Origin of the sequence: Maribacter taeanensis, assembly GCF_047345145.1 — a bacterium.
GTDB lineage: Bacteria > Bacteroidota > Bacteroidia > Flavobacteriales > Flavobacteriaceae > Maribacter_C.
The window spans coordinates 904,649-929,669 of record NZ_JBLFER010000001.1 but is presented as its reverse complement, the minus strand read 5'-3'; the positions used below and the strand labels follow the sequence as shown (position 1 = coordinate 929,669).

The 25,021-nt window shown below is 37.5% G+C and carries 19 protein-coding genes and 1 tRNA gene; 12 read left to right on the top strand and 8 right to left on the bottom strand.

Annotated elements, in window-relative coordinates:
• Positions 1-19: 19 nt before the first annotated feature.
• The 5 genes from ACKWCD_RS04085 to ACKWCD_RS04065 form a co-directional block, all read right to left on the bottom strand.
• Positions 20-580 carry a mechanosensitive ion channel domain-containing protein gene (locus tag ACKWCD_RS04085; protein ID WP_413982660.1) on the bottom strand — a complete coding sequence of 187 codons (561 nt, stop codon included), beginning with the start codon at positions 578-580 and terminating at the stop codon, positions 20-22.
• 4 nt (positions 581-584) lie between these two features.
• Entirely contained in the window at positions 585-1,532 is a 948-nt protein-coding gene (locus tag ACKWCD_RS04080) for a septum formation inhibitor Maf (protein WP_413982659.1), read from the bottom strand.
• 37 nt (positions 1,533-1,569) lie between these two features.
• Positions 1,570-2,157 (bottom strand): Maf-like protein, encoded by a 588-nt coding sequence (locus ACKWCD_RS04075; protein ID WP_413982658.1) that lies wholly within the window; start codon positions 2,155-2,157, stop codon positions 1,570-1,572.
• A gap of 71 nt (positions 2,158-2,228) precedes the next feature.
• Positions 2,229-2,756, bottom strand: coding sequence for a KdsC family phosphatase (locus tag ACKWCD_RS04070; protein ID WP_413982657.1), 528 nt, complete (start codon positions 2,754-2,756; stop codon positions 2,229-2,231).
• Positions 2,740-3,507 carry a Rossmann-like and DUF2520 domain-containing protein gene (locus tag ACKWCD_RS04065; protein ID WP_413982656.1) on the bottom strand — a complete coding sequence of 256 codons (768 nt, stop codon included), beginning with the start codon at positions 3,505-3,507 and terminating at the stop codon, positions 2,740-2,742. Before ACKWCD_RS04065 ends, ACKWCD_RS04070 begins: the two co-directional genes overlap by 17 nt.
• A 185-nt stretch (positions 3,508-3,692) precedes the next feature.
• Here ACKWCD_RS04065 and ACKWCD_RS04060 point away from each other — a divergent pair, with 185 nt between their 5' ends.
• From ACKWCD_RS04060 to bshB1, 5 genes are all read left to right on the top strand, one after another.
• Positions 3,693-6,881 (top strand): cytochrome c biogenesis protein CcsA, encoded by a 3,189-nt coding sequence (locus ACKWCD_RS04060; RefSeq protein WP_413982655.1) that lies wholly within the window; start codon positions 3,693-3,695, stop codon positions 6,879-6,881.
• Positions 6,882-7,177: 296 nt separating this feature from the next.
• Positions 7,178-9,136 (top strand): hypothetical protein, encoded by a 1,959-nt coding sequence (locus ACKWCD_RS04055; RefSeq protein ID WP_413982654.1) that lies wholly within the window; start codon positions 7,178-7,180, stop codon positions 9,134-9,136.
• Positions 9,137-9,540: 404 nt separating this feature from the next.
• The gene (locus ACKWCD_RS04050; protein WP_413982653.1) at positions 9,541-10,950 is read left to right on the top strand and encodes an MATE family efflux transporter; all 1,410 of its coding nucleotides are present in this window, start codon (positions 9,541-9,543) and stop codon (positions 10,948-10,950) included.
• Between the two features lie 39 nt (positions 10,951-10,989).
• Complete coding sequence (locus tag ACKWCD_RS04045) at positions 10,990-12,165, top strand: trans-sulfuration enzyme family protein (protein WP_413982652.1); 1,176 nt, start codon at positions 10,990-10,992, stop codon at positions 12,163-12,165.
• A 27-nt stretch (positions 12,166-12,192) separates the two neighbouring features.
• Positions 12,193-12,915, top strand: a complete 723-nt coding sequence (gene bshB1, locus ACKWCD_RS04040; RefSeq protein WP_413982651.1) for a bacillithiol biosynthesis deacetylase BshB1 — start codon at positions 12,193-12,195, stop codon at positions 12,913-12,915.
• Here bshB1 and ACKWCD_RS04035 read toward each other — a convergent pair.
• Positions 12,912-15,005: an ATP-binding protein gene (locus ACKWCD_RS04035; protein WP_413982650.1), complete on the bottom strand. Its 2,094-nt coding sequence runs from the start codon at positions 15,003-15,005 to the stop codon at positions 12,912-12,914. The two genes, bshB1 and ACKWCD_RS04035, sit on opposite strands and share 4 nt — an antisense overlap.
• Before the next feature lie 290 nt (positions 15,006-15,295).
• Between ACKWCD_RS04035 and ACKWCD_RS04030 the strand changes: the two genes are divergently transcribed.
• Positions 15,296-15,371: transfer RNA gene (locus ACKWCD_RS04030), tRNA-His, on the top strand.
• A 172-nt stretch (positions 15,372-15,543) separates the two neighbouring features.
• On the opposite strand, the gene ACKWCD_RS04025 is transcribed toward ACKWCD_RS04030, so the two are convergent.
• Together ACKWCD_RS04025 and ACKWCD_RS04020 are read right to left on the bottom strand one after the other, a co-directional pair.
• A complete protein-coding gene (locus ACKWCD_RS04025) occupies positions 15,544-17,106 on the bottom strand; it encodes a M28 family peptidase (protein WP_413982649.1) in 1,563 nt (520 codons plus the stop codon).
• 119 nt (positions 17,107-17,225) lie between these two features.
• Positions 17,226-18,065 (bottom strand): AraC family transcriptional regulator, encoded by an 840-nt coding sequence (locus ACKWCD_RS04020; protein ID WP_413982648.1) that lies wholly within the window; start codon positions 18,063-18,065, stop codon positions 17,226-17,228.
• A gap of 135 nt (positions 18,066-18,200) precedes the next feature.
• Here ACKWCD_RS04020 and ACKWCD_RS04015 point away from each other — a divergent pair, with 135 nt between their 5' ends.
• From ACKWCD_RS04015 to ACKWCD_RS03990, 6 genes are all read left to right on the top strand, one after another.
• Complete coding sequence (locus tag ACKWCD_RS04015; protein WP_413982647.1) at positions 18,201-19,115, top strand: dihydrodipicolinate synthase family protein; 915 nt, start codon at positions 18,201-18,203, stop codon at positions 19,113-19,115.
• Positions 19,116-19,117: 2 nt separating this feature from the next.
• A complete protein-coding gene (locus tag ACKWCD_RS04010) occupies positions 19,118-19,384 on the top strand; it encodes a DUF1272 domain-containing protein (protein WP_413982646.1) in 267 nt (88 codons plus the stop codon).
• Entirely contained in the window at positions 19,381-20,964 is a 1,584-nt protein-coding gene (locus ACKWCD_RS04005) for an aldehyde dehydrogenase (NADP(+)) (protein ID WP_413982645.1), read from the top strand. Before ACKWCD_RS04010 ends, ACKWCD_RS04005 begins: the two co-directional genes overlap by 4 nt.
• A 10-nt stretch (positions 20,965-20,974) precedes the next feature.
• Positions 20,975-22,708, top strand: coding sequence for a DUF885 domain-containing protein (locus ACKWCD_RS04000; RefSeq protein ID WP_413982644.1), 1,734 nt, complete (start codon positions 20,975-20,977; stop codon positions 22,706-22,708).
• Positions 22,698-23,705, top strand: a complete 1,008-nt coding sequence (locus tag ACKWCD_RS03995) for a 4-hydroxyproline epimerase (protein ID WP_413982643.1) — start codon at positions 22,698-22,700, stop codon at positions 23,703-23,705. Before ACKWCD_RS04000 ends, ACKWCD_RS03995 begins: the two co-directional genes overlap by 11 nt.
• 64 nt (positions 23,706-23,769) lie before the next feature.
• Positions 23,770-25,020: an NAD(P)/FAD-dependent oxidoreductase gene (locus tag ACKWCD_RS03990; RefSeq protein ID WP_413982642.1), complete on the top strand. Its 1,251-nt coding sequence runs from the start codon at positions 23,770-23,772 to the stop codon at positions 25,018-25,020.
• Position 25,021 lies beyond the last annotated feature (1 nt).

Here is a 25,021-nt window from a genome sequence, read left to right as displayed (position 1 = left end):
TTAGAACTTCTTTAACAAATCAAATAGCATCTGAGCCATCATCAGATTTAATGGGCGTTTCGATTAAAGCAATAGCCTTTTGAAGCATCATATTATTTGGGTAGGTAATTAGTTCGCCACTATGTCTTCTTAAATGTACATGAAAAGCCTTTATGTCTTCAATGATAAAAATATTTTCATTTTCGTCTTGCTCATCCATAATTTCTTTATCTAAAATTCGAATGTAGTCACCTATTTTAAAGGGGAAAGAGAAGAAAAGTATAACTCCCGCAGTTACATTGCTCAAAATGGACCATTGTGCAAAAAGAGCAACACCAATTACCGCAAAAACAGAAGAAAATAGTAGGCCTAAATCTTGAAAATTAACACCCCAAATAAAGGTAACAGCGCCGATGGCTAAAAAATTTAATACTGCATAAACATATTTGGTGATTAAGAGGGTTCGGGCTTCGGCAATGCCGCTCATACGGCCAATACGTTGAACCGTTGTTTTTCCAATGAAACGAAAGATGATTACAATAAGTAATGTGGCTAATGTCCAGATTAGCTCCTTTTGATTCTCTATTAAAAATTCCTCCATAAAATTAAAGTCCTAAACTATCGCGCAAAGGTAGAAATTCATTACTGTTTTTTCGCCAGTACGGACTCTTGATTGACTTTAATTTGGTTCCCGTAGAAGTAAGCATTTTTGCATTTGCTCCGTAGCCATCTTTAAAGCTATCTGACCAACTTTCTATAGTATGTGGAAATGCAGAAGTAAAGTTGATTTCAAGTGTTCGATTTAGTTCTTTATACTCGATTTTGTACGTTGTAATTTTGTTTTTTGTACTTAAACTAACTATTGCATCATACGATTTTAATTCTTTGTGAGTCAGTCTTATATATTCCAAAGAAGGAATAATCTTTAAATTGCCCGTTGGCAAACCTTCAGGATTGATTCGAATCTTATTCCAAAGCTCATTTTCAAGTATTGTTTTCTCCATTGTACGACTAACATCACTTTCGGATTCAAAATAAGAATGTGACATAATTTCGAAATCATCCCGGTTATTTAATTGGGCATAAACATGTCCACACCATTCCTGCGAAGAAAAGGAAACTTTTATTGCGTGACTATTGTCATGAACCGGATAAAAACTACTGCTCATAATTGAGTAGGGATAAATGCCTGTTAAGTAATTCTTGGTGCTATTCAGTTTTAAAACGGGTATATTATCTGTGTTACTTCTATCCGCTTTGACCTGTTTTTGGTTGTGGAAAGGTTCAGTAACATATATCAAGACGGAATTTCCTTCGCGTATTTCACCATAACGCGCTTGCTCAAGTTTGTATGATGTAATTTCAGCTTCTCCGGCATACCAATACTTTTTGAATTCCTCGGATATTGGCTTTTTAACAACCATAGGTGCAACCTCGGTGTTAATTGCTAAATCCTTCTTTTGGCTGGTCGTCTGTTCTTTGCATGATTGTGTAAATGCAACTAAAACCATTGCTGCTACAAGGCTAAGTCCGGATTTTATAAATGTTTTCATAATATGATTTTCTTAGTATAAAGTTACTTAAAACCAACTAGCTCGCCATCTCAATTAACGTTTTGTAAACCAAATGCGTGGGTAATCCGACCACATTGGTGTAGGAGCCTTGTATTTCTTCAATGGCAATGAGGCCAATCCATTCTTGAATGCCGTATGCTCCTGCTTTATCAAAGGGTTTGCAAGTATTGATATAAAACCAAATTTCGTCATCTGATAAATCTGCTAGCTTCACCTTAGTGATTTGATGAACTGTTTTTTGTTCTTCGGAAGTGGTAAAAGAAACTGAGGTAATCACCTCATGCCAATCTCCAGAAAGGGTTTTTAGCATTTGAAAAGCCTCGTTTTCATCGGATGCTTTTGCCAGAGAAGCACCCTTATGCCAAACAACGGTATCAGAAGTAATCAGTATTTCGTTTGGAAGCAAAGAACCTTCAAAAGCAGATGCTTTTAATTGGGCCAAGTAATCAGAGATTTCACTTCCTTTAAGTTCTGGAGGATATACTTCATCAACTGATTTTAAGCGCACCTCCACATCCAATTGCAATTCCTTGAAAAACTGCTGCCTTCTAGGCGAACCAGAGGCAAGTATGATTTTATAATTGGTTAACTTGTCTTGAAGCATTTTATATTTTTTCGTCTACGGTCTACGGTCTACGGTCTACGGTCTACGGTCTACGGTCTACGGTCTATCTTCTAATCATTTGCAGCACTAAAGTTGCTATGCCAATCACCACGAACCTTCAAAACTTGCTCAATAACATCGCGGACACAAGCATCGCCACCGTTTCTATGAGATATATATTTGACAACCTCCTTTACTTCTGGAATGGCATCTTGCGGACAGGTAGGCAATCCGACTATTTTCATTGGAGGAATGTCAGGCATGTCATCGCCCATATAAAGCACATTTTCAGGAGTTATTCCATGTTTGGATAAATATTCATTTAGAGGTTCTTCTTTATGATGTGCTCCTAGATAGATGTCTGTTACTCCCAATCCCGCTAATCGCAATCGCACGCCTTCGTTGGTTCCGCCTGTGATTATACAGACGTTATATCCTTTTTGGAGAGCTGTTTTCAGTGCGTAGCCATCTTTGACGCTCATTTTACGAAGCATTTCCCCTTCAGGCGTAATTAGCAGTGTTCCATCAGTAAAAACTCCGTCTACGTCAAAAACAAAAGTGGTGATGTTCTTCAGGTATTCTTTATAGCTTTTCTGCATATGTCTCTTTGATTGATTTGGTTAGTATCTGGTAGACTTCCTTGTGTGTTTTGTTCTTTAATTGCTCCAAATGCCGCTGAATGGTTTGTTGGTCACTTCGTTTTGCTGGACCTGTCTGCGCATCAAGAGGGGAGAGTGTATCTAGTTTTTGCAGTGTTTCCATTATAAGCGGTTTTAGAATATCAAAAGGAACATCGTTTTCTTTGCAAATCTCATTTCCGATTTGATAGATGTGATTGGTGAAATTATTAACGAAAACAGCAGCCAAATGGAGTGATTTCCGTTGTTCGGATGAAATCTCATAAACCGATTCCGAAATGGATTCTGCCAATTTTAGAAGCAATTCCAAATCTCCTTTTTTTTCCGCTTCAATGCAAATAGGAATCGTTTTAAAATCCACTTTTCTTCCCTTTGAAAACGTCTGTAAAGGATAAAAAACTCCCTTTCTCACGGCACTGGGTAATGCGTCTATGGAAACACTCCCTGAAGTATGAACCATAAGTACATTTGATTTGTTAAGTTGCTCTGAAACAGATTTTATGGCATCATCACTTACAGCAATAATATAAATGTCTGACTGTTCAATTTTATGCTCACCTTTGTCATGTCTTGGTGACATTTTTAGAGCTTTTGACAAAGCGTCTCCGCGACTTGGAATGATTTGAATCACCTCAACACTATCTGTCTTTGTGAACACTTCTTTCAAATGCGTTGAGACAGTTCCCGTTCCTATAAGGGTGACTTTTATCATATCGTAAATTTAGGTATATAATTTACCAATTACGAAAACAGTGGTGCTACAATTCTAGGATATTTGGCATGTTTATATTTTTCACAAAGGATTAACAAATCTGTTTAACTTTTTAAAAGGTGCTACAGCAATGAAAACCATAAAAAGTTGGTATTTTTGCATCCTGAAAACCAACGCTTCTTCTGATGACAGAATTGCTTAAGAAATTTTTCTTCTCTACCCGTTTAATGGCTGTCTTATTTATCGTTTTTGGTGTCGCCATGGGTATCGGGACTTTCGTCGAAAGTAAATACAGTACAGAAACTGCTAGAATTTGGATTTATAATGCGTGGTGGTTCGAAGCAATAATGGTGTTTTTTGTCATCAATTTCCTTGGAAATATGTTTCGATATAAATTATTTACATGGAAAAAGTGGCCAGTACTTACATTACACTTGTCGTGGATTCTGATTATAATTGGCGCCTTTGTGACGCGATATATTAGTTTCGAAGGAATGATGCCTATTCGTGAGGGCAGTTCAGAAAAGGTTTTTTATTCTGATAAAACATATTTAACGGCTTTTGTAGACGGTGAAATAGATGGACAACCCAAAAGAAAAGTCTTAGAAGATGATTTAATTGTAACCCCGGAAGCTCTAAAATCTAACCTACCATGGAAATCTGATTATAACGGACAAGAGTTCACAATTTCTTATGTTGATTTCATTAAAGGAGCAAAGGAAGGCCTGATTCTAGATGAGAACGGAAAAGAATTTTTGAAAATTGTTGAAGCGGGCACAGGGCAGCGTGAAGAACATTATCTAGAAAATAATAAGGTGAATAATGTCCACAATGTTCTTTTCGCTCTAAATAAACCCACTGACGGGGCAATCAATATATTCACAACTGATTCTACATATCAGATAAAATCCACTTTCGAAGGGAGTTTCATGCGAATGGCTGATCAATTTCGAGGTCAGTTAACAAAAGATAGCTTGCAAGAATTTCAATTGCGGTCTCTTTACAGCATGGCAGGAATGCAATTTGTGATTCCCGAGCCTATAACCAAAGGCTCTTATGGAGTAGTGGAAATTCCTGAGGAAGAAATTACAAAAAATAGCCTTTCTGCCTTGGTTGTGGATATATCCTCAAATGGGGAAACGGTTCAAAAAAAGTTGTTAGGTGGAAAAGGGACTTCTAATTTTTCAGAGAAATTGTCAGTTGGAGGTTTAGATTTTTCATTGGCTTATGGTTCAAAAGTTTATGAGCTGCCTTTTAAAGTTAAACTCAACGATTTTATAGCCGAAAAGTACCCTGGTACAGAGGCGGGTTACAAATCATATATGAGTAAGGTCACAGTAGAAGACGAACGACCTTTTGATTACGATATTTTTATGAACAATATTCTTGATCATAAAGGATATCGCTTCTTTCAAGCTAGTTTTTCTCCTGATGAAAAAGGTACTGTGCTCTCCGTTAATCATGACCAATGGGGGACATGGATTACCTACTTAGGGTATTTTCTTTTATACATTGGTTTGATGGGAATAATGTTCTTTGGAAAAACACGCTTTAAAGACCTAACGAAGTCTTTAGATAAATTAAAAGCCAAAAAGGCAGCACTTACAATTGCAGTAGTTTTTGGAAGTTTAATTTCCGCATCAGCTCAAGAGCATACTGCTGATGATGGCCACGACCATAATACTTTAACGCCAACTCAGGCGCAAATTGATTCCATTTTACAAACTACAATAGTTTCTAAAGCACATGCCGAAGCTTTTGGAAGGTTGGTGATTCAAGACGAGGCTGGTCGTATGAAACCTATTAATACTTTTTCTTCTGAGTTACTCAGAAAATTAAGTTTGAAAAACAGGTTTGGTGATATGAATTCTGACCAAGTCTTTTTATCAATGATGTTGAATCCTCCCGCATGGTATAACGCAGAGTTCATTGCAGTAGATAAAAAGGGTAAAAACGATAGTATTCGTAACGTCCTAGGCATTCCGAAAGGGCAAGAGTTTATAAAAGCAACTGATTTTTTCAACGAAAAAGGGGAATACAAATTGGCACCATTCTTAGATGACGCTACTACCGCACTTGCTCCAAATAAATTTCAACAAGATTTAAAAGATGCGAATATTCGACTTAATCTTTTAGATCAAGCATTAAGTGGAAAAATCATTAAAATTTTCCCACTTCTTAACGATGAGAATAACAAATGGATATCGGCGATTGAATTCCGTGGCGGACAGTACCCTGTAGCAGATTCGCTTTACAGTAATTTCATCAAAAATGCAGTGCCGTATTACCTGATATCCTTGAGGAAAGCAATTAAAACAGACGATTACGCTGAGGCAAATAAACTTTTGGCGGCATTTAAAAAGAACCAAGAAAACCACGGCAGTGAGGTGTTACCTTCAGAGAACAAAATCAATACTGAAGTTATTTACAATAAATTAAACATATTCAATTTGTTGTACCAACTATATGCGTTAGTAGGTGTAATATTATTTTTTGTTTTGATTTCACAAATTTTTAAAGATCGTGAAATATGGAAAGCCGCCTCATATGTCCTAAAGGGAACCATTATCATTTTATTTCTTTGGCATACTGCTGGTTTGATTCTACGTTGGTACGTTTCAGGGCATGCCCCATGGAGTGACGCTTACGAAAGCATGTTGTTTGTAGCGTGGGCTACCATGGGCATTGGGATGATTTTTATAAGAAAAAATGTAATGACCTTATCCGCAGCAGCTTTTGTGTGTTCAATGTTGCTGTTCTTTGCTCATCGTAATTGGGTGGATCCGACAATTGGAACACTTGTTCCCGTGTTAGACAGTTATTGGTTGATGATTCATACTTCGGTTATTGTTGGAAGTTATGGTCCACTAAGTGTAGGTATGATTTTAGGTGTTGTCTGCTTATTGCTAATGATTTTGACAACTAAAAACAATAGAAAGCGAATGGAATTAAACATAAAAGAACTGACTATAATCAACGAAATTGTTTTGACGGTAGGATTAATTATGCTCACCATTGGTAATTTCTTAGGAGGCCAATGGGCAAATGAAAGTTGGGGTCGCTATTGGGGTTGGGATCCAAAAGAAACTTGGGCCTTGATTTCCATAATGGTATACGCTTTTGTAATTCACACAAGATTAGTTCCAGGTTTACGTGGCAAATGGACGTTTAATTTTTTAAGTGTAATTGCCTACTTCAGCATTATGATGACCTACTTTGGTGTAAATTATTACTTGGTCGGTTTGCATAGTTATGGACAAAGTGGGGCAGCAGCTATTACGCCTGATTATGTATGGTACATTGTCTTAGCCGCCTTGGTTTTAGGTGGAGTCAGCTTTTGGCGATATAAGGCCAATTATTCCAAAGTAAAGTAGCTTTCGTTCTTCTTATTTGATCCATTTAATTAGTCTTGAAAGTGTAGTGACAAATAAGCATCCGAAAAGGATGTCGAATGACAATCATACACAAGACTACTTGCGGCCCTATCGAATTGCTTGGTGAATTGAAATTGAGATAAAACAAAGTTTTCAGGGCGTCAGTACTAATGGCACTTGGCAATCGATGAAGGGTCAGAAACGCCGAATAATTAGGCTTGGTTATAGGTAAATGGAAAATCCACGCCTTAATTTTTACACTTTTTTGGTATATTTAATTGTCTAACGGTTTAAAAATGAAAAAGAAATTCCATTTTTTAGTACTCGGGTTCCTAATATTGACACTTTTATCATGTAACAACAATTCGGACGAACAGGAAAACTTTTCACCATCTGAACCTGAACAGATTATAGTAACTGTACTTCCCAATTCGGCAACTGCTATTATTTCATGGGAGGCATCGACTGACCCAGATGACCAAGAAGTGCTTTATGAAATAAGCATTAATGATGAAGTACTACAAAAGGCATGGAAACAGACATCACTGGAAATTGATTTAGATGGTTTTAATAAAACCTCAAAAGGAATTACGGTAGTTTTAGATATTGAGATAAAGGCCTATGATTCCGAAGGGGCTTATTCTACGGGAAAATTTAGCAAAACAGTAACTGTAGACAGATCCCCAAGCAACTTTGATTTTGATGAAATTGTCTTTAACGCAGACACCTACAGTTCGCTGGTGGTAAGTTGGAAAGCGGCCAGTGATCCAGATGGCGATGAACTCTTTTATAATGTATACCTAAATGAGATCGTTCTTGCTGAGAATAGTACCATTCCTGATGGCCAATCAATAGGTACGGTGAACTATGAAGAAGATTTTTCAGCATTGGTTTCAGATCCAATTACGATTCGTGTTGTGGTAACAGATGGAGGCACTGAGCCGATAGAAATAAGCCGGACATTTGATTTTGGTGCAACCGATAATACCTTGGGATTACTTGAAGCTCCTTATTCGGAAACCTTGGAATATCAAATTACGACAGATGAACCCGATAGTAGAATTAATTTTGCCTTCTCTATTCTAGATACCCTTGAATATTCCTTAAGCGCGAATGGCACAGAAACGTTGGTTTTGCTGAATAGCCAAGGGGAATCGGTCTATGAGGGTAACAACCAAGAGGGTATGCTATCTCCTGGTTCATATAAGATTGAGATAAAGAACCAAACTACAGAAGTGGTAAATGGCAACGTGGTTTTGACCTTGATGACACCCCTTGAAAACAATGTGAATTTGGGGACATTGAACTTGCCCTTTGACCGGGCGTTTACAACTGCGGAGACCTTACCCAATGATACACAGAGTATTTCTTTTGAACTCGCCGAGTCGGCAGATTTTGCTTTGCACATATTGCAGATGAGCAATAGACCCTCAGACTATTCATATACCTTTTATGATGGGGATGGTATGGAGATTTCTATACCGCCGCTCGAAGCCAACTACGGTACAGTCTACTGGGAAGATCTGGCGCAGGGAAGGTACCGTATAGAAGTAAAGGTATACCCAAGTATACTTACAGAAGTACCAGAAGAATTTGAACTTAAAGTAGGCGATTTTAAAGCCTCAGATCAGTACTTAGGTGTCTTGGAGGATCCTATACAACTTAATTTGCAGTATGAGAGCGGTTTGGATCCTGATATGGAAGCCCGATATTATTTTACAATTAATCGATCTACAGGATCTTATCTCTATTTTCCGGGCAGATTAGATGTAGGTGGCGGATATATTAATTATGGGTTATACCATGCGGACGGAACACTTATCTCGCCCGTTTTCCAGGAGTCCATTCCCCCTGGAGATTATTACATAGCATATAAAGGAAGGTTTTTGAGTCCAGCTCTATCAAGGGTTGATTTTAGCTTGATGTTGCGTCAACCCGACTATACTGATACCGATTTGGGCGTGTTACCAACTGGAGAATCCATAACACTCAGAGGTCCGGTAGGAGAACCTGATCGGAAAATAAGATATACATTTAAATTCGATGAGGCCACCATAGGCAAGGGGGTGCAGTTTATAACTGTGAAATTGAAAATTGAACTTTTTGATGGTGCGGGCAACCTATTGCCAGGGACCTATATTATACCAGAGGACACTACCGAAACCTATACGCTCGTATTGAGCCTTGAGAATGGGGACGGACCACCATCGCCGTCCAATTCGGGAACAGCTATAATTTTGTTTTTGAATAGATAATTATCAAGTAAGTAGCTTCATTTTTTACGGGCAAAGTTTGGTAGGTTTTATCGATTTCCACATTTTTTGAATGATGGGGAGTATGACAAAATTGGGTTTAATTATCTCATTGAAAATCCAAAAAAAAGAACTCCCAAAGATGTGATATTAAAAGAGTCAAGACTGTTAGGCCACAAGAATAATGAAACGAGACTTTTATCTTTGCTCTTTTGTTCTTGATTCTTTACCCCTTGAATCAATATATTTTTTATTCTAAAATAAAATATTCATCTTTGTTTCATCATGAAGTTATAAGAATTATGTTTTTTATAGATGTCATAGGGCTCTCGCCCAATAATTAGTCGACTTTCAGTCGTACTCTCTGACGCTATACTTTCTCTTTTTCTCACATAATTCTTTTTACAATGAAACCATCAAGTACACTTACATTTAAAAAATTATACCAGTATTTTATTCAAGCAATTACGGGTAAAGAAAATGAATTTACCACGGGAAGCATTCGCAAGGCAATTTTTATGCTTTCCATTCCCATGATTCTAGAAATGATGATGGAGTCGATTTTCGCCATTGTTGATATTGCCTACGTATCTCAAGTCAGTGTTAATGCTGTAGCTACAATTGGCCTTACTGAATCTGTGATTACGCTAGTTTATGCCATTGCTATAGGCTTAAGTATGGCAGCAACTGCAGTTGTGGCACGCAGAATTGGCGAAAAAGACGTACAGGGCGCCAAAGAGGCTGCGGTTCAGGCAATTGCACTTGGTGTTCTAGTATCGCTGGTAGTTGGCATTTTCGGATTCTTGTTTGCCAAGGAAATTTTGGCACTCATGGGTGCTGAGCCAGAACTTATTACAGAGGGCTATGGATATACACAGCTCCTGATTGGGGGTAATATTACTATTCTTCTGCTATTCTTAATTAATGCGATTTTCCGTGGGGCAGGAAATGCTTCTGTCGCCATGTGGACTTTAGTATTGTCCAATGGATTAAACATTATCCTAGATCCGATTTTTATCTTCGGATGGGGGCCAGTTCCCGAATATGGAGTAATGGGAGCTGCCATTGCAACTAATATTGGCAGGGGAAGTGCCGTACTTTTTCAGTTGGCAATTTTGTTCTTCGGATGGAGCACGATTCAAATCAAGTTCAAAGATATGGTCCTTCGCTTGAAAGTGATGATGAACCTAATCAAAGTTTCTCTGGGTGGAATCGCCCAATTCTTAATTGGTACTTCCAGCTGGGTATTCTTAATGCGTATGATGGCAGAATTTGGAAGCGAAGTGCTTGCTGGCTATACGATTGCCATCAGAATCATGCTCTTTACTCTAATGCCTTCTTGGGGGATGAGTAATGCCGCGGCAACCTTGGTGGGGCAGAACCTTGGGGCAAAAAAACCAGAGCGTGCAGAAACATCCGTTTGGAAAACTGGAAAGTACAATGCCTATTTTATGGGAATAGTTTCTATCATTTATCTCTTTTTCGCACATGACCTAGTGGGTTGGTTTAATGATAATCCAGTTGTAATCGAAAATGGAGGACTTTGTCTTCAAATAATTGCCATCGGATATATCTTTTACGCCTATGGTATGGTAGTTACTCAAGCTTTTAACGGGGCAGGGGATACCGGAACGCCAACTAAGATAAATCTGGTTGCCTTCTGGATGTTTCAATTACCATTTGCTTATTTGGCGGCTATAACTTTTGAACTTGGTGCCATGGGGGTGTTCATTGCTATAACAGCTGCCGAAGTTCTCTTGGCTATTGTATCTATAATTTGGTTTAAAAAAGGAAAATGGAAAAAGGTTCAAGTCTAATCGATTTTAGTAACTTTAACAATCAATAAATTAGTGACGATGGGTAATACTAAAAAAGGTCTGAATACCATATGTACTCATGTGGGAGAGATAGTTGATGAGCAGTTCAAAGGCGCTATTTCTCCTTTGTATATGAGCAGTTCCTATGCATTTGAAGATGTTGATGTGAAGCGTTATCCGAGATATTTCAACACACCAAACCAAGAGGGACTTGCTAAAAAAATCGCTGCTTTAGAGCATGCAGAGTCCGCATTGATATTTGGAAGTGGAATGGCTGCTGTAAGTACATCATTGATGGCTTTCCTTCATGCTGGGGATCATATTGTTCTTCAACAGACTCTATACGGAGGTACATATAATTTAGTAACTGAGGAATTTGATAAATATGGAATTTCCTATTCTTTTACGGAGGGATGGAAACCAGAGGATTTTGAAGCCAAGATTCAAGGGAACACGAAAGTGATATATATTGAAACTCCCTCGAATCCACTGTTGACGATAACAGATTTAGATGCCATAGGGAAGATTACCAAAAGGCATGGTATTGTTTCAATGATAGATAATACGTTTGCCAGTCCGGTAAATCAGAACCCTATTGATTTTGGAATTGACGTGGTAATTCATAGTGCTACAAAGTATATGGGCGGACATTCTGATATTTGTGCAGGAGCAGTTGCTGCTTCTGAAGAACATATGGAGCAGATATTTCAATTGGCAAAGAACTTTGGAGGAAGTCTAAGCGATTATACGGTTTGGCTTTTAGAACGCAGTATTAAGACTATGGGATTGCGAGTTAAGGCACAAAATGCTAATGCGCAGCGAATGGCGGAATATTTATATAACAATGAGGATATTGAAGCTGTATATTATCCTGGGTTACCCTCGCATCCTGAACATGAATTGGCAAAATCGCAGATGCGTGGTTTTGGTGGGATGCTCTCATTTGAATTGAAAGAAACATATGATGCCAAGCAGTTTCGAAAATCTTTACAATTAATAAAATCATCAATGAGTTTAGCAGGAGTTGAAAGCACGCTCATTTCACCTGCTGATACTTCCCACGCCCTTATGAGTGCTGAAGTTAGAGCAGAACAAGGAATTAAAGATGGACTAATTCGTTTTTCTGTAGGAATCGAAGAGTCAGAAGATCTTATTGCGGATATAGAACAAGCGCTTCAAAAAGTAAGGCGTCAAGTTGTTACTACGACAGAGTAGTCCGTAGAACTAATCAAACCAAGTATTATGAAATTAGATATACTAGCTTTTGGCGCGCACCCGGATGATATTGAATTAGGAGCAGGGGCCACTATTGCCAAAGAGATTTCCTTAGGAAAGAAAGTTGGGGCTGTTGATTTAACTAGAGGAGAATTGGGTACTAGAGGTTCTGCTGAACTACGAGATAAAGAGGCTGCCGCCGCTGCAGAGATTTTAGGTATATCAGTTCGAGAAAATTTGGAGTTTGCTGACGGGTTCTTTATTAATGATAAAGAACACCAATTAGCGGTTATTAAAATGATAAGAAAGTATCGCCCAGAAATTGTGCTATGTAATGCGATTGAAGATCGACATATTGATCATGGAAAGGGAAGCAAACTGGTAAGTGATGCTTGTTTCTTAAGTGGTTTAGTTAAAATAGATACAAAACTCGAAGGTGATGACCAGTGGCAAGAACCTTGGAGACCAAAACAGGTGTATCATTATATACAATGGAAGAATTTAGAACCAGATTTTATTGTTGATGTTTCTGGTTTTATTGAAAAAAAGAACGAAGCAATTTTAGCCTATAGTTCTCAGTTTTATGATCCGAAAAGTGATGAGCCCGAAACTCCAATCAGCAATAAAAATTTTATTGATAGTGTAACGTACAGAGCAAGAGATTTAGGCAGGTATATCAATGTTGATCATGCTGAAGGTTTTAATGTGGAACGCTATACGGCTGTCAACAGTCTGAGTGATTTGATCTAGCTAGCTTTTTGAAACGACTTTTTTACCTTAGGAACGGTAAAGTAAAAGCAAGTTCCTTTGCGAGGAACACTTTCAACCCAAATAGTACCATTGTTGTTTTCTACCATTTCTTTGCATAGAGATAGACCAAGTCCTGTTCCTTTTTCATTTTCGGTTCCGTAAGTAGTCACATTTGAGTTTTTAGCGAAGATTTTCTCTTTAGCCTCTTTGTCGATACCAACACCTGTATCCCTTACCGAAACTTCCCAGAAATTATTCTTTTCTTTTGCATTGATAGTTACCATTCCATTCTTAGGGGTAAACTTTAAAGCATTACTCATCAGATTTCGAATCACAATGTCAATTTGATCGGCGTCAGACCAAGCCAAAGTATTTTCGCTTAACTGGCTGATCATTTTAATAGATTTGTTTCCTGCAATTTCAGACAAAAGATTGATGTTATCTTTTACCAAATGTTCTAAAGAAACTACAGTAGGTTGTGTAATTGTACCGTTCATCTGTGTTTGTCCCCAGGACAGTAAATTGTTTAGGGTAAATGAAATATTATCAATATCAGTTCTTAGTTTTGGAATAAACTGTATAAATTCATTTTGATCAATTTCACCATTTTTTAATAGTTGTAGAAGTCCTTGAAATGCTCCTATAGGGCCTCTCAGATCATGTCCAATAATAGAGAACATTTTATCTTTCGTTTCATTGATAGCCCTTAGTTCTACCTCATTTTTTTCAAGATCAGAGGTTTTTGAGTGTAGTTCTTTATTAAGGTTCTTTTGAATTTTTTCGTTTCTGCGAACCAATAAAGTAATAACCATGAGAATCAAAAGTATCGCAACAGAGGCGTAAACATAGTTTTTTTGCTTTGCGAGTGCTTTTTCATTCTCTTCAATAAGAGTTCTCTTCTGCTGTTCGTGATTCATTTTCGTCTTCAACATCAAAAGATTCTTCTTACTGCCATTCTTCGAAATTGTATCAGATAACCTCTGAAAAAGCTCGTGATAGTTAAGTGCACTCACATAATCATTTCTCTTCTTACTGATTTTATATAGTATTTCTGCACTTTTTTGAATACCCTTACTTTCCTGTAGTCGAGTAGAAATTTCCAAAGCATTTTGAGCATACTTTTCAGATATACTGTCTTTTTCAAGGCCAATGTTTGCTTCTGCGATTCCATTTAGAAGGTTGATCTCACTTCTCTCGTCCTCTACACTTTTATTATGCAACGATTGGCTTTGATTATACCAAAAAATCGCCCACTTGTATTTGCCTTGCTTCAAATACGTTTTCCCCTTTACCTCAAAAGCGTATGCAAGCCAATCCATGAGTTCATATTTTTCAAAGACAGTAATACTCTTTGTTATATGGAACATGGCATATTCTAGATTACCCATATCCGCATACGTATCGGCCATATTACTGATAGTAAATGCCGTGGAAATTTCATCTCCGATTTCCTCGTTTAGCTTTTTTACAATTTTAAAGTAAACCAAGGCTTGATCGAAGTCATTTTGATCAGCATATAGAAGAGCAATATTCTCATTGATAATTGCCATCATAGGTTTATGATCTGCTGAGGTCGCGATTTCAATACCTGTCAAATACTCTTCTAAGGCTTTTTCAAAATCTCCATGAAAAGTATACTGATTTGCTAATTGATTTTGGGTTGAGAGAATTAGCTCAAGAACACCCAACTCATTCGCTATTTTAGAGGCATTTTGATAGTTTTTTATTGCTTTGTCATGATTTCCTTTGTCTGAGTAATAGTGGCCAATATTAACTAGGGCTTCGATATGCCCCTTGGTATATTGAATTGACTTACTATGATTCAATGCTTGTTCTGCTACTCTTAAAAGGCTGTCTGCTTTGTAAAAACGTAGATTTTGCCCAAGATCATTTAAGAGATTTATATGCGTAGAGTCTTTTTTACTGAAACTTTTTTCGGCTTCAGTTTTCTGAATCAAACGGATTAAACTATCCCTCGAATTCTGCTGGGCACGCGAAAGATTAGGATACAATAAGGAACTCAAAAAAAGTATAAAGAATACTAGTTTGGAAAAATATACTGCCGTTCCGTTGCTTTTGGTCAAATACATCCGATTTGGGTACATTAGGTAAATAAATGTAGCTCAAAGGAGTGTGGTCTAACAATTTATGTTGTGAAAAGGTTGAAATAAGATGTAAGATGGTGATTATCATATGACTTACTAAATTCGCAAGAAGTAAAAGAACCTGGAATTGTTGATTGAAATTTTTTCAAAATTCCCTTCCTTAGGCCTATTCTGAGCAATCTTAATCAGAAATTTAGATTATTTCATTATTCTTTTTAAAGCGTTTCTTTTGAAAGATCAATTAAAAAAAATTACATTTGCAACCGCTAACAAATGGTGGTTGTAGCTCAGCTGGTTAGAGCGCTGGTTTGTGGTACCAGAAGTCGCCGGTTCGAACCCGGTCTTCCACCCTGAAATTGGTAAAAGTCCTTGCAGTAAAATGTAGGGACTTTGTTTTTATACTAAAAGGAAAGGGTGAGAAGCCTGTGCCGAGCTCAGTCGAGGTAAACCCGGTCTTCCACCCAAAGTTTAAGCCTTATCTCCTGAGATAAGGCTTTTTTTACTCTTCGTTTTTTTAATAATTTTATTTGGAAGCTTTATCAACAATTACCCGTTGATCTCGATTGGCAACCTCCCATGCAGTATGAAAAATAAGTCTTGTTCTATTTTGAAGTAAATCATAATTTATTTTATCAGGAGTATCGGTTGGTCTATGATAATCATCATGAGTACCGTTGAAATAAAAGATGATAGGAATATTGTTCTTTGCAAAATTGTAATGGTCACTTCTATAATAAAAACGGTTTGGATCATTTTCATCATTGTAGGTATAGTCTAATTCAATATTTGCATATTTAGCATTTACCTCTTCAGAAAGGCTATGCAAATCAGTACTAAGCTTATCAGACCCAATTAAATAAATATAGTTTCGCTTTCCCTCTCTTTTCGGATCGATGCGCCCAATCATATCAATATTTAAATTGGCAACAGTTTGGGATAAGGGAACTATGGGGTCAAAATCGGTATAATACTGACTTCCTAAAAGTCCTTTTTCTTCACCTGTAACATGCAAGAATACAATGGAGCGTTTGGGACCATTCCCTTCATCAGCTGCTTTTTTAAAAGCTTGAGCAATTTCTAATAATGCTACCGTACCAGAGCCATCATCATCTGCGCCATTGTTGATTTCTCCATCAGCATTAACTCCAATATGATCTAGATGTGATGATATTACCACATATTCATTTGGTTTTTCGGAACCCTTCAAAATGGCAACTACATTTTCGGAGTTAATGGTTTTTGAATTCCCTACGGCCATTACTTTAGATACAACTGACTGCGCTTTCGGAATTGCATTGGTGTCAATATCAGTTATTATTGATTTTGCCATTTTCTCACTTATAAGGCCACTAAAAAGTCTCTTGTCATCACTTTTTATACTCATACGATCACTCTCTGAGTTGACAGATCTATTGTAATAAGCGGCAATTCTTGGGTATAGTTTTGGAGCATACGTTAATATTCCACCTGCCCCTTTTTCTTCTGCTAATTTTACTTTAGTTTCAAGCACTGCATTATCACTTCCCCATGAAGAAGCCTCTGAAGTTCCTGATAGGGCATAGGTGCCATCTTCATTCATTGGCTCTCCTGATTTATAAATTACCAATTTACCAGAAACATCCAAATCTTTATAATCTGAATACTCACCTTCCTCAATTCCATAACCCACATAAATAATTTCGTTAAAAGAAGCTTGTGATTCTCCAAAACTTACAAAATCGGTTCCTATAACATATTCTTGCTCCCCGACAGTCATTGAGCCTGTTGGCAGTTTAGTCACTTCTAAAGGAACATTTTGAAAATAGTTTCCATCACTTTTAGCTGCAGGAAGACCGAGTTTTTCATAGGCCGTTTTTAAATATGCAATTGCCTTTTTTTGACCTGGAGTACCTGTTTCTCTTCCTTCATACTCATCTGAAGCATATATATAAAGATGCTCTTTTAATTCTTCCTCAGTAATTGAAGCTGCATATGCACTTGGGTCAACTATTTTCACCTCCGTAGCTTTCGAAGTTTCCGAAATAGTTTTTTGGGATGTATTACAAGACATCACCAAGGCAATGCTGCAAAGAAGAAGATTTTTCATTTGAAGGTTTTCTTGAGTTAAAAAATTTCTCAAAAATAGTGAAAACTTGAGGAACAATGGCTCCCTAATAAATTCTAACCTTTCATAAATCTAGTTACACAGTTTAAAGCTGTTTATCTTTAAAAATCCGTCCGATAATTTGATGGTATCATATTTTTGAAAAACTTGAATTTTCGATTAAAGTTAGATATCGATTTAAAACCAGAAAGTTCTGCTATTTCAGCAATAGCCAGATCTTTATTATTTCGTAAAAGCTGACTTGCGTGCTCTATTCTTATTTCAATTAAGAACTGAAAAAAAGTCTTGTTTGTTCGTTGCTTAAAGAATTTACAAAATGAGTTGGGTGTCATATGAACGAGTCCTGATATGGTGTTCAATTGTATTTCTTTTTGAAAGTTATGAAGTACATAATCGAAGACTATTTGCATTCTTTCTCCCGCCAAATCCCCAATTTCTTTAGGATATTTAAAACTGGTTAATGATTTTTTTTCCGCATTAACTAATTTTTGCAAAAGCTGTATAAATAGAACAACTCGGGTTGTTTTAGAAGCTTTAGGAAATTGTATTACTTGATCGGCGATATCTTGTAAATTGGATTCTAATTGGAATCCGTCTCTTACAAAATCAAAGAAAGGTTTTATTTCAGAAAGATCTGCAAGTCCAAAGAACTCTTCTCCAAAAGTATTTCTTGTAAAAAATAGAGAGACCATTTCTACGATTCCTTGATCTTTCTCTGTTTTGAAAAGATGCGGAAAATTCGATCCAATAGCAAAAAAATCACCATCTCTAAATTGATGTACGCTATCACCTACTATTAGTTTGCCAAATCCTTTTACGATAAGGCTTAGTTGGATTTCATTGTGTTGATGAAGATGGTTGTAAAACCCTTTTGAACGGTCAATCTGAACAATTAGGTTCTCGTTTAGAGGTTTAACAATTTGAAACGGACGTACTTTCATTAATGCGCAAATATTATACTTAATGATACAATTATATTAATAATTTGGATAATATAGTCTTAATGTTGGATAAAATGGAAGTAACTAACTAGGGTTTTTCATTTTATTTTTGTGTTGAATTATAAACACAATACGATGAAAGTAAATTGGTCAGGTGTAATGCCGGCAGTAACTACAAAGTTTACGGACGATGATAAATTGGATATGAAAATGTTCAAGGTGAATATTGATGCACAAGTCGAAGCTGGCGTAAATGGAATTGTCTTGGGGGGCACTTTAGGAGAAGCAAGCACACTCAATGATGATGAAAAACGCGTTCTAATTGAAGAGACTGTACAAATTGTTCAAGGTAAAGTACCGGTAGTGATTAATATTGCAGAACAAACGACCAAAGGTGCTGTAGAGGCTGCTCATAAAGCAGAAAAATATGGCGCACACGGACTTATGATGCTACCACCAATGCGCTATAAGTCGACTGATTTTGAGACGGTGCAATATTTTAAAACCATTGCAAAGAATACTGACTTGCCGATAATGATTTACAATAATCCTGTAGATTATAAAATTGAGGTTACGCTAGACATGTTTGAGGAAATGTTGGTGCATGATAATATTGAAGCAGTTAAGGAATCCACACGTGACATATCAAATGTTACACGAATTAGAAATAGGTTCGGTAATCGTTTAAACATTCTTTGTGGGGTTGATACCTTGGCTTTGGAAAGTATTGCTGCTGGTGCTGACGGCTGGGTAGCCGGGCTGGTATGCGCCTTTCCCGAAGAGACGGTAGCAATCTGTAACCTAGTTAAAGCAGGCAGAATGAATGAAGCCCTAGAAATCTACAGATGGTTTATGCCTTTGTTAGAGTTAGATATAAGTCCGCAATTAGTTCAAAATATAAAGCTGGCTGAAGTAGGAACAGGTTTAGGTACCGAATATGTTCGTGAACCACGTCTGCCTTTACAAGGCTCTGAACGTCTTCGCGTACAAAGCATCATAGATGAGGGATTAAAAACGCGACCTTCTTTACCCAACTACAAATCATTGTAGTCATGTTAGAAATTAGACCGACTTGTGAAAATTGTAACAAATCCTTGCCGTATGATTCTGAAGAGGCTATGATTTGTACTTTTGAATGTACTTTTTGTAAAGCTTGTGTTGAAGAAGTATTGCATAAGGTTTGTCCAAATTGTGGGGGTGATTTCTCGAAAAGACCAATTCGCCCGAGCTCTTTATTGGAAAAGTATCCAGTTTCAGAAAAAATAGTCCATAAACCAGTAGATTTAGAAGCACATTTAAAACGAATTCAAAATATATGATTACAGGGAAAAACTATATCGGAAAAAGATTATCTGGTAATGGCGCAAAAACGTATAAAACTTTCAATCCGCTATTGAATATTGAAAATGAGAATGAATTTGTGGAGGCAAGTATTGAAGAAATCAACGAGGCAGTATTTTTGGCTTCCGACGCATATATCACATACAATCAGCGATCGGGTGTAGAAAAAGCGGTTTTTTTGAATAGAATTGCTGATGAAATTCTAGCCATGGATGAAGTCTTAATACAAACCTACTGCTCAGAATCGGGATTACCTGAAGGCAGAGCTAAAGGAGAGCGAGGACGAACCATTGGTCAACTGAGAGCTTTCGCTGCGCTTTTGGAAGAGGGTTCCTGGGTAGATGCAACAATAGATACCGCAATTCCCGATAGAATACCAGCCCCCAAGCCGGATTTAAGAAAAATGTTGGTTCCTCTAGGGCCAGTTGTGGTTTTCGGAGCAAGTAATTTTCCATTTGCTTTTTCTACAGCAGGAGGTGATACTGCGGCAGCTCTTGCTGCTGGTTGCCCAGTTATAGTCAAATCGCATCCGATGCATGCTGGAACAGGAGAATTAGTGGCTTCTGCTATTATTAAGGCAGCTGAAGCGACTGGAATACCAAACGGTGTTTTCTCGAATTTAAATAGTAGTGGTATTGAAGTGGGGGTGCAGTTAGTAAAACATCCGCAAGTAAAAGCGGTCGGTTTTACAGGAAGTATTCGTGGTGGACGTGCTTTATTCGATTTAGCTGCACAACGTGATGAACCTATTCCTGTTTTTGCCGAAATGGGAAGCATCAATCCAGTTATTATGCTTCCAGAGGCTCTTAAAAATAGAGCTTCTGAATTAGCAAATACCTATGCAGGTTCCATAACAGTTGGTTCTGGACAGTTTTGCACGAATCCTGGCTTGCTACTAGGGATTGAAAGTGGCGGACTTGATAATTTTATTCAGAACCTGTCTGAAGAAATTGTAAAAATAGAGCCTTCATGTATGTTGCATCCTAATATTATTGGAACCTATGAGAAGAACAAAAAAAGTGCTATTGAGCAAGAAGGTTTGGTAGTAGCTGCTGATTACGGATCTGAGGTTGCCGTTAATTATGCTCGACAGGCTATTGTAACTGTGGAAGGAAAAACATTTTTAGAGAATACCAAATTGCACAACGAAGTCTTTGGTCCGTTTTCGATGGTAGTGAAATGCAAAGACGCAGCGGAACTTAAAGCAATCGTTTCAAATTTAGAAGGACAACTCACAGGAACCATTATTTCTGACAATAATGAAATAAGTCAGTATCCACATATTATAGCAGCTTTACAAAATAGGGTGGGACGAATCATTTTTAATGGGGTCCCGACAGGTGTAGAGGTTTGTCCGTCAATGCAACATGGTGGTCCATATCCGGCATCTACCGATAGTCGTTTTACTGCCGTAGGTACGCAATCAATCAAAAGATGGGTTCGACCTTTTAGCTATCAAGATTGGCCAAATGACTTACTTCCGAATGAATTGAAAAATGCTAATCCTTTAGGTATTTCAAGATCTATAAATAATAAGCAAACCACAGCAGCTATCTAAATCAAAGCGTATGCAACTTTCTAGAATTGGTTTTATGGGAATTCTTTTCTTGCTCTTCGGATGCAAAACGGAGGTGTCTAACAATTCAACGGATACTTTACAAGGAATTATTACTTCGTATGAGAATCACGAAAGTCATGATGAGGATAAATATCCACTAGGCTTATACACGAAAGAGCATTATAAGTCGGAAGCAGATTTTGCTCAATCTATGTTAGAAGATTTGGGAAAAATTGAAACCCAAACCCTCGAAGAATCCGATAAAATCTCACTAGAACTTCTTAGTTTTAAACTACAAGATAAAATTGATTTTTACTCTTTTGAGCGTTATTTAAATCCGTTATTATCTGACTCTGGTTTTCATAGTAGTTTGAATTACATGGTGCGACCGCTCACGAATTATGATCAAGTCAAAAAGTACTTGGGCAAGTTAAATGCAATTCCGGAGTTCGTTGATCAGCATTTTGTAAACCTTCGCGAAGGTCTTAAAAAAGGAGTTTCACAACCTAGAGTTATTTTTAATGGATATGAGAGTACCTACAATGATCACATAGTAGAGAATTTCGAGGATAGTTATTTTTATTCTCCTTTTAAAAAATTACCAGAAGGGCTAACTGAGACTCAAATTGATTCCGTAAAAGCAGCAGCTGAAAAAGCTGTTGCAACTAAAGTAACACCCGAGTTTAAAAGAATAAAAACCTTTTTTGAAGAAGAATACCTTCCAAAAACAAGAACAACTCTAGGAGTTTCTGAAACTCCAAATGGCGCTGCTTATTACCAAAATCGGATCAACTTTTACACAACAAGCACAGATTACACAGCTGATGATATTCATCAAATCGGACTTAAAGAAGTAGCGCGAATAAAGTCCAAAATGAATCAGATAATCAAGGAGTTAGACTTCAAAGGAACTTTCCCAGAATTTCTAAAGTTCCTCAGAACAGATGAACAGTTCTATGCAAAGTCACCCAAAGAACTTTTGATGATAGCTCGAGATATGGCAAAACGTGCTGATGAGCAGTTACCTCGTTTTTTTAAAACGCTTCCACGAAAACCTTATGGAGTAGCGCCTGTTCCGGATGCTATCGCACCAAAATACACCGGAGGGCGGTATGTTGGCACCGAAAAGAATAGTACAGATCCTGGTTATTATTGGGTTAATACCTATGATTTACCGAGTAGAACATTATATACTTTGCCTTCATTAACAGTTCATGAAGCTGTGCCGGGTCACCACTTACAAGGAGCTTTAAATGCTGAACTTGGTGATAGTATTCCACAGTTTAGAAAAGACCTGTATTTATCGGCATATGGAGAAGGCTGGGGACTTTACACTGAATTTCTGGCGGAAGAAATGGGAATGTACACTACGCCCTATGAACACTTTGGTAAGTTGACCTATGAAATGTGGCGTGCTTGCCGATTAGTTGTAGATACAGGAATACATGCCAAGGGCTGGACGCGAGAGCAAGTCGTTGATTTCATGGCTTCTAATACTGCACTTTCTCTTCATGAAGTAAATACAGAGACAGATCGCTATATTTCTTGGCCAGGTCAGGCCTTATCCTATAAAATTGGAGAACTAAAAATTCGAGAGCTCCGTAAAAAAGCAGAGTTAGAACTGGGTAGCGATTTTGATATACGTGATTTTCATGAAGTCATTCTCGGTCAAGGAACTGTTACCTTAGCTATTTTAGAGCATCGTATTAACAATTATATTGCAAAGGCAAAGAATGGGTCGTAATACTTTTACATGCATTGACGCGCATACCTGTGGCAACCCTGTTCGCGTTGTGAAGGCCGGAGGTCCTGAATTACATGGGGCTACCATGAGCGAGAAACGACAGCATTTTCTCAAGGAATTTGATTGGATTCGCAAAGGTTTGATGTTCGAACCCCGAGGTCATGATATGATGAGTGGGAGTATTTTTTATCCTCCAACAAATCCTGAAAATGATTTCGGAATTCTTTTTATAGAAACTAGTGGTTGCCTACCCATGTGCGGACATGGAACAATTGGTGCAATTACCATTGGTATTGAAGAAGGTCTGATTCACCCTAAAACAGCAGGTAAAGTTCGCATGGAAACTCCCGCAGGTCTTGTTTATATAGACTACCAACAGACAGGGAATAAAGTGGATTGGGTAAAACTTACTAATGTGAAAGCATATTTGGCAGCTACAGATCTAAGCGTGGATTGTGACGAATTGGGAGAGTTGGTTTTTGATGTTTCCTACGGAGGGAATTACTATGCAATTATTGATCCTCAAGAAAATTTCTCTGGTATACAAGATTTTTCTGCAAGCAAATTGATTCAATACAGTCAGGAAATAAGAGAGAAGATAAACCTCAAATATGCTGATAAATTTATTCATCCCGAGGACGATACGATAAAAGATGTAAGCCATTTACTATGGACAGGAAATACTATTTCTAAAGACGCTACAGCACGAAATGCAGTGTTTTATGGCGATAAAGCGATTGATCGCTCCCCTTGTGGAACTGGTACCTCAGCGAGAATGGCGCAATGGTTTGCAAAAGGAAAATTGAAAGTAAACGAAGCGTTTATTCATGAAAGTTATATTGGATCAAAATTTATCGGTCGCGTAGAAGAGGAGACCACTTTAGAAGGCATAAAAGCTATCGTGCCAAGCATTCAAGGTTGGGCGAAAATATATGGACATAATACGATTAGCATAGATGATGATGACCCATACGCACATGGATTTCAAGTGATTTGATTTTTTTAAATCAAATCATGCCTAGCTCAGTTCAGCATCTTTTTGAAAATTATCTGAAAGTACAATGAGTAAAAACATAGTAATTATTGGTGGTGGAATAGTTGGGCTAAGTTCTGCTTATTTCTTGCAAAAAGAAGGACATCAAGTTACCGTAATTGATAAATCAGATATTAGCTCTGGTGCCTCATTTGTAAATGCAGGCTATTTAACGCCTAGCCATATTATTCCGATGGCTTCTCCTGGAAAAATCACCCAAGGAATCAAATGGATGTTTAATTCATCGAGTCCCTTCTATATGAAACCTCGGTGGGACACCGATTTCTTTAAATGGTCTTGGTATTTTCATAAATCTTCTACAAATGCCAAAGTGGAAAAGGCAATTCCAGTAATCAAAGACATTAATATTCTTAGCAGGGATTTATTTGAAGGAATAAAAGCTTCTGGTGACCTCGGAGATTTTCAGCTGGAGCGAAAAGGTTTGCTTATGCTATACCAAACGCAAAAGTCGTATGATCATGAAATGGAAGTTGCTGAGAAAGCTAGTTTTCTAGGCCTTGAAGTTCGAGAATTGAACCAATCGCAATTAGCTGAAATGGAGCCAAATATTGCAATAGATGCTAAGGGGGCAATTCACTATGAATGCGACGGGCATACTACTCCCACGGAATTCATGCCTAAAATGCTTCAATATTTAAAAAATGCAGGAGTAACGATTAAGACCAATGAAGAGGTACTTGATGTTGTTATTAAAGCCAATAAAATTAATGAGGTTCGAACCTCAAAACAGGTTTATTCGCCAGATGAAATTGTTTTAGCCGCAGGTTCTTGGAGTGGTCAGCTTTCAAAAAAATTAAACATTAAACTTCCATTGCAAGCGGGAAAAGGGTATCGCATCAACGTTTCTAGACCTACCGGAATATCGATGCCCGCTGTTTTAATGGAGTCAAGTATAGCGGTAACTCCAATGAACGGTTTTACACGTTTTGCCGGTACTATGGAATTTTCTGGCATCAATACTTATATTCGAAAAGAACGTGTTGCTGCAATTGCTGCAGGAGCAAAAAAGTTTTACACCGAATTAGAAATAACAAATGAAGAAATTGCAGATGCCAAAACAGGAATGCGCCCTGTAAGTCCAGATGGATTGCCATATATTGGTAAATCCAAGGATGTGGAAAACTTAACCTTTGCAACAGGTCACGCCATGATGGGTTGGAGCTTAGGCCCTGCAACAGGTAAGTTGATAGCAGAAATTATTGATGATACGAAAACTTCAATGAATATTGTTGCTTTCAATCCTCAACGCAAGTTTTAGC

Excerpts from the sequence above, each read along its gene's own strand:
- ACKWCD_RS04085 (WP_413982660.1), bottom strand. The coding sequence starts at position 580 with ATGGAGGAATTTTTAATAGAGAATCAAAAGGAGCTAATCTGGACATTA.
- ACKWCD_RS04080 (WP_413982659.1), bottom strand. The coding sequence starts at position 1,532 with ATGAAAACATTTATAAAATCCGGACTTAGCCTTGTAGCAGCAATGGTT.
- ACKWCD_RS04075 (WP_413982658.1), bottom strand. The coding sequence starts at position 2,157 with ATGCTTCAAGACAAGTTAACCAATTATAAAATCATACTTGCCTCTGGT.
- ACKWCD_RS04070 (WP_413982657.1), bottom strand. The coding sequence starts at position 2,756 with ATGCAGAAAAGCTATAAAGAATACCTGAAGAACATCACCACTTTTGTT.
- ACKWCD_RS04065 (WP_413982656.1), bottom strand. The coding sequence starts at position 3,507 with ATGATAAAAGTCACCCTTATAGGAACGGGAACTGTCTCAACGCATTTG.
- ACKWCD_RS04060 (WP_413982655.1), top strand. The coding sequence starts at position 3,693 with ATGACAGAATTGCTTAAGAAATTTTTCTTCTCTACCCGTTTAATGGCT.
- ACKWCD_RS04055 (WP_413982654.1), top strand. The coding sequence starts at position 7,178 with ATGAAAAAGAAATTCCATTTTTTAGTACTCGGGTTCCTAATATTGACA.
- ACKWCD_RS04050 (WP_413982653.1), top strand. The coding sequence starts at position 9,541 with ATGAAACCATCAAGTACACTTACATTTAAAAAATTATACCAGTATTTT.
- ACKWCD_RS04045 (WP_413982652.1), top strand. The coding sequence starts at position 10,990 with ATGGGTAATACTAAAAAAGGTCTGAATACCATATGTACTCATGTGGGA.
- bshB1 (WP_413982651.1), top strand. The coding sequence starts at position 12,193 with ATGAAATTAGATATACTAGCTTTTGGCGCGCACCCGGATGATATTGAA.
- ACKWCD_RS04035 (WP_413982650.1), bottom strand. The coding sequence starts at position 15,005 with ATGTATTTGACCAAAAGCAACGGAACGGCAGTATATTTTTCCAAACTA.
- ACKWCD_RS04025 (WP_413982649.1), bottom strand. The coding sequence starts at position 17,106 with ATGAAAAATCTTCTTCTTTGCAGCATTGCCTTGGTGATGTCTTGTAAT.
- ACKWCD_RS04020 (WP_413982648.1), bottom strand. The coding sequence starts at position 18,065 with ATGAAAGTACGTCCGTTTCAAATTGTTAAACCTCTAAACGAGAACCTA.
- ACKWCD_RS04015 (WP_413982647.1), top strand. The coding sequence starts at position 18,201 with ATGAAAGTAAATTGGTCAGGTGTAATGCCGGCAGTAACTACAAAGTTT.
- ACKWCD_RS04010 (WP_413982646.1), top strand. The coding sequence starts at position 19,118 with ATGTTAGAAATTAGACCGACTTGTGAAAATTGTAACAAATCCTTGCCG.
- ACKWCD_RS04005 (WP_413982645.1), top strand. The coding sequence starts at position 19,381 with ATGATTACAGGGAAAAACTATATCGGAAAAAGATTATCTGGTAATGGC.
- ACKWCD_RS04000 (WP_413982644.1), top strand. The coding sequence starts at position 20,975 with ATGCAACTTTCTAGAATTGGTTTTATGGGAATTCTTTTCTTGCTCTTC.
- ACKWCD_RS03995 (WP_413982643.1), top strand. The coding sequence starts at position 22,698 with ATGGGTCGTAATACTTTTACATGCATTGACGCGCATACCTGTGGCAAC.
- ACKWCD_RS03990 (WP_413982642.1), top strand. The coding sequence starts at position 23,770 with ATGAGTAAAAACATAGTAATTATTGGTGGTGGAATAGTTGGGCTAAGT.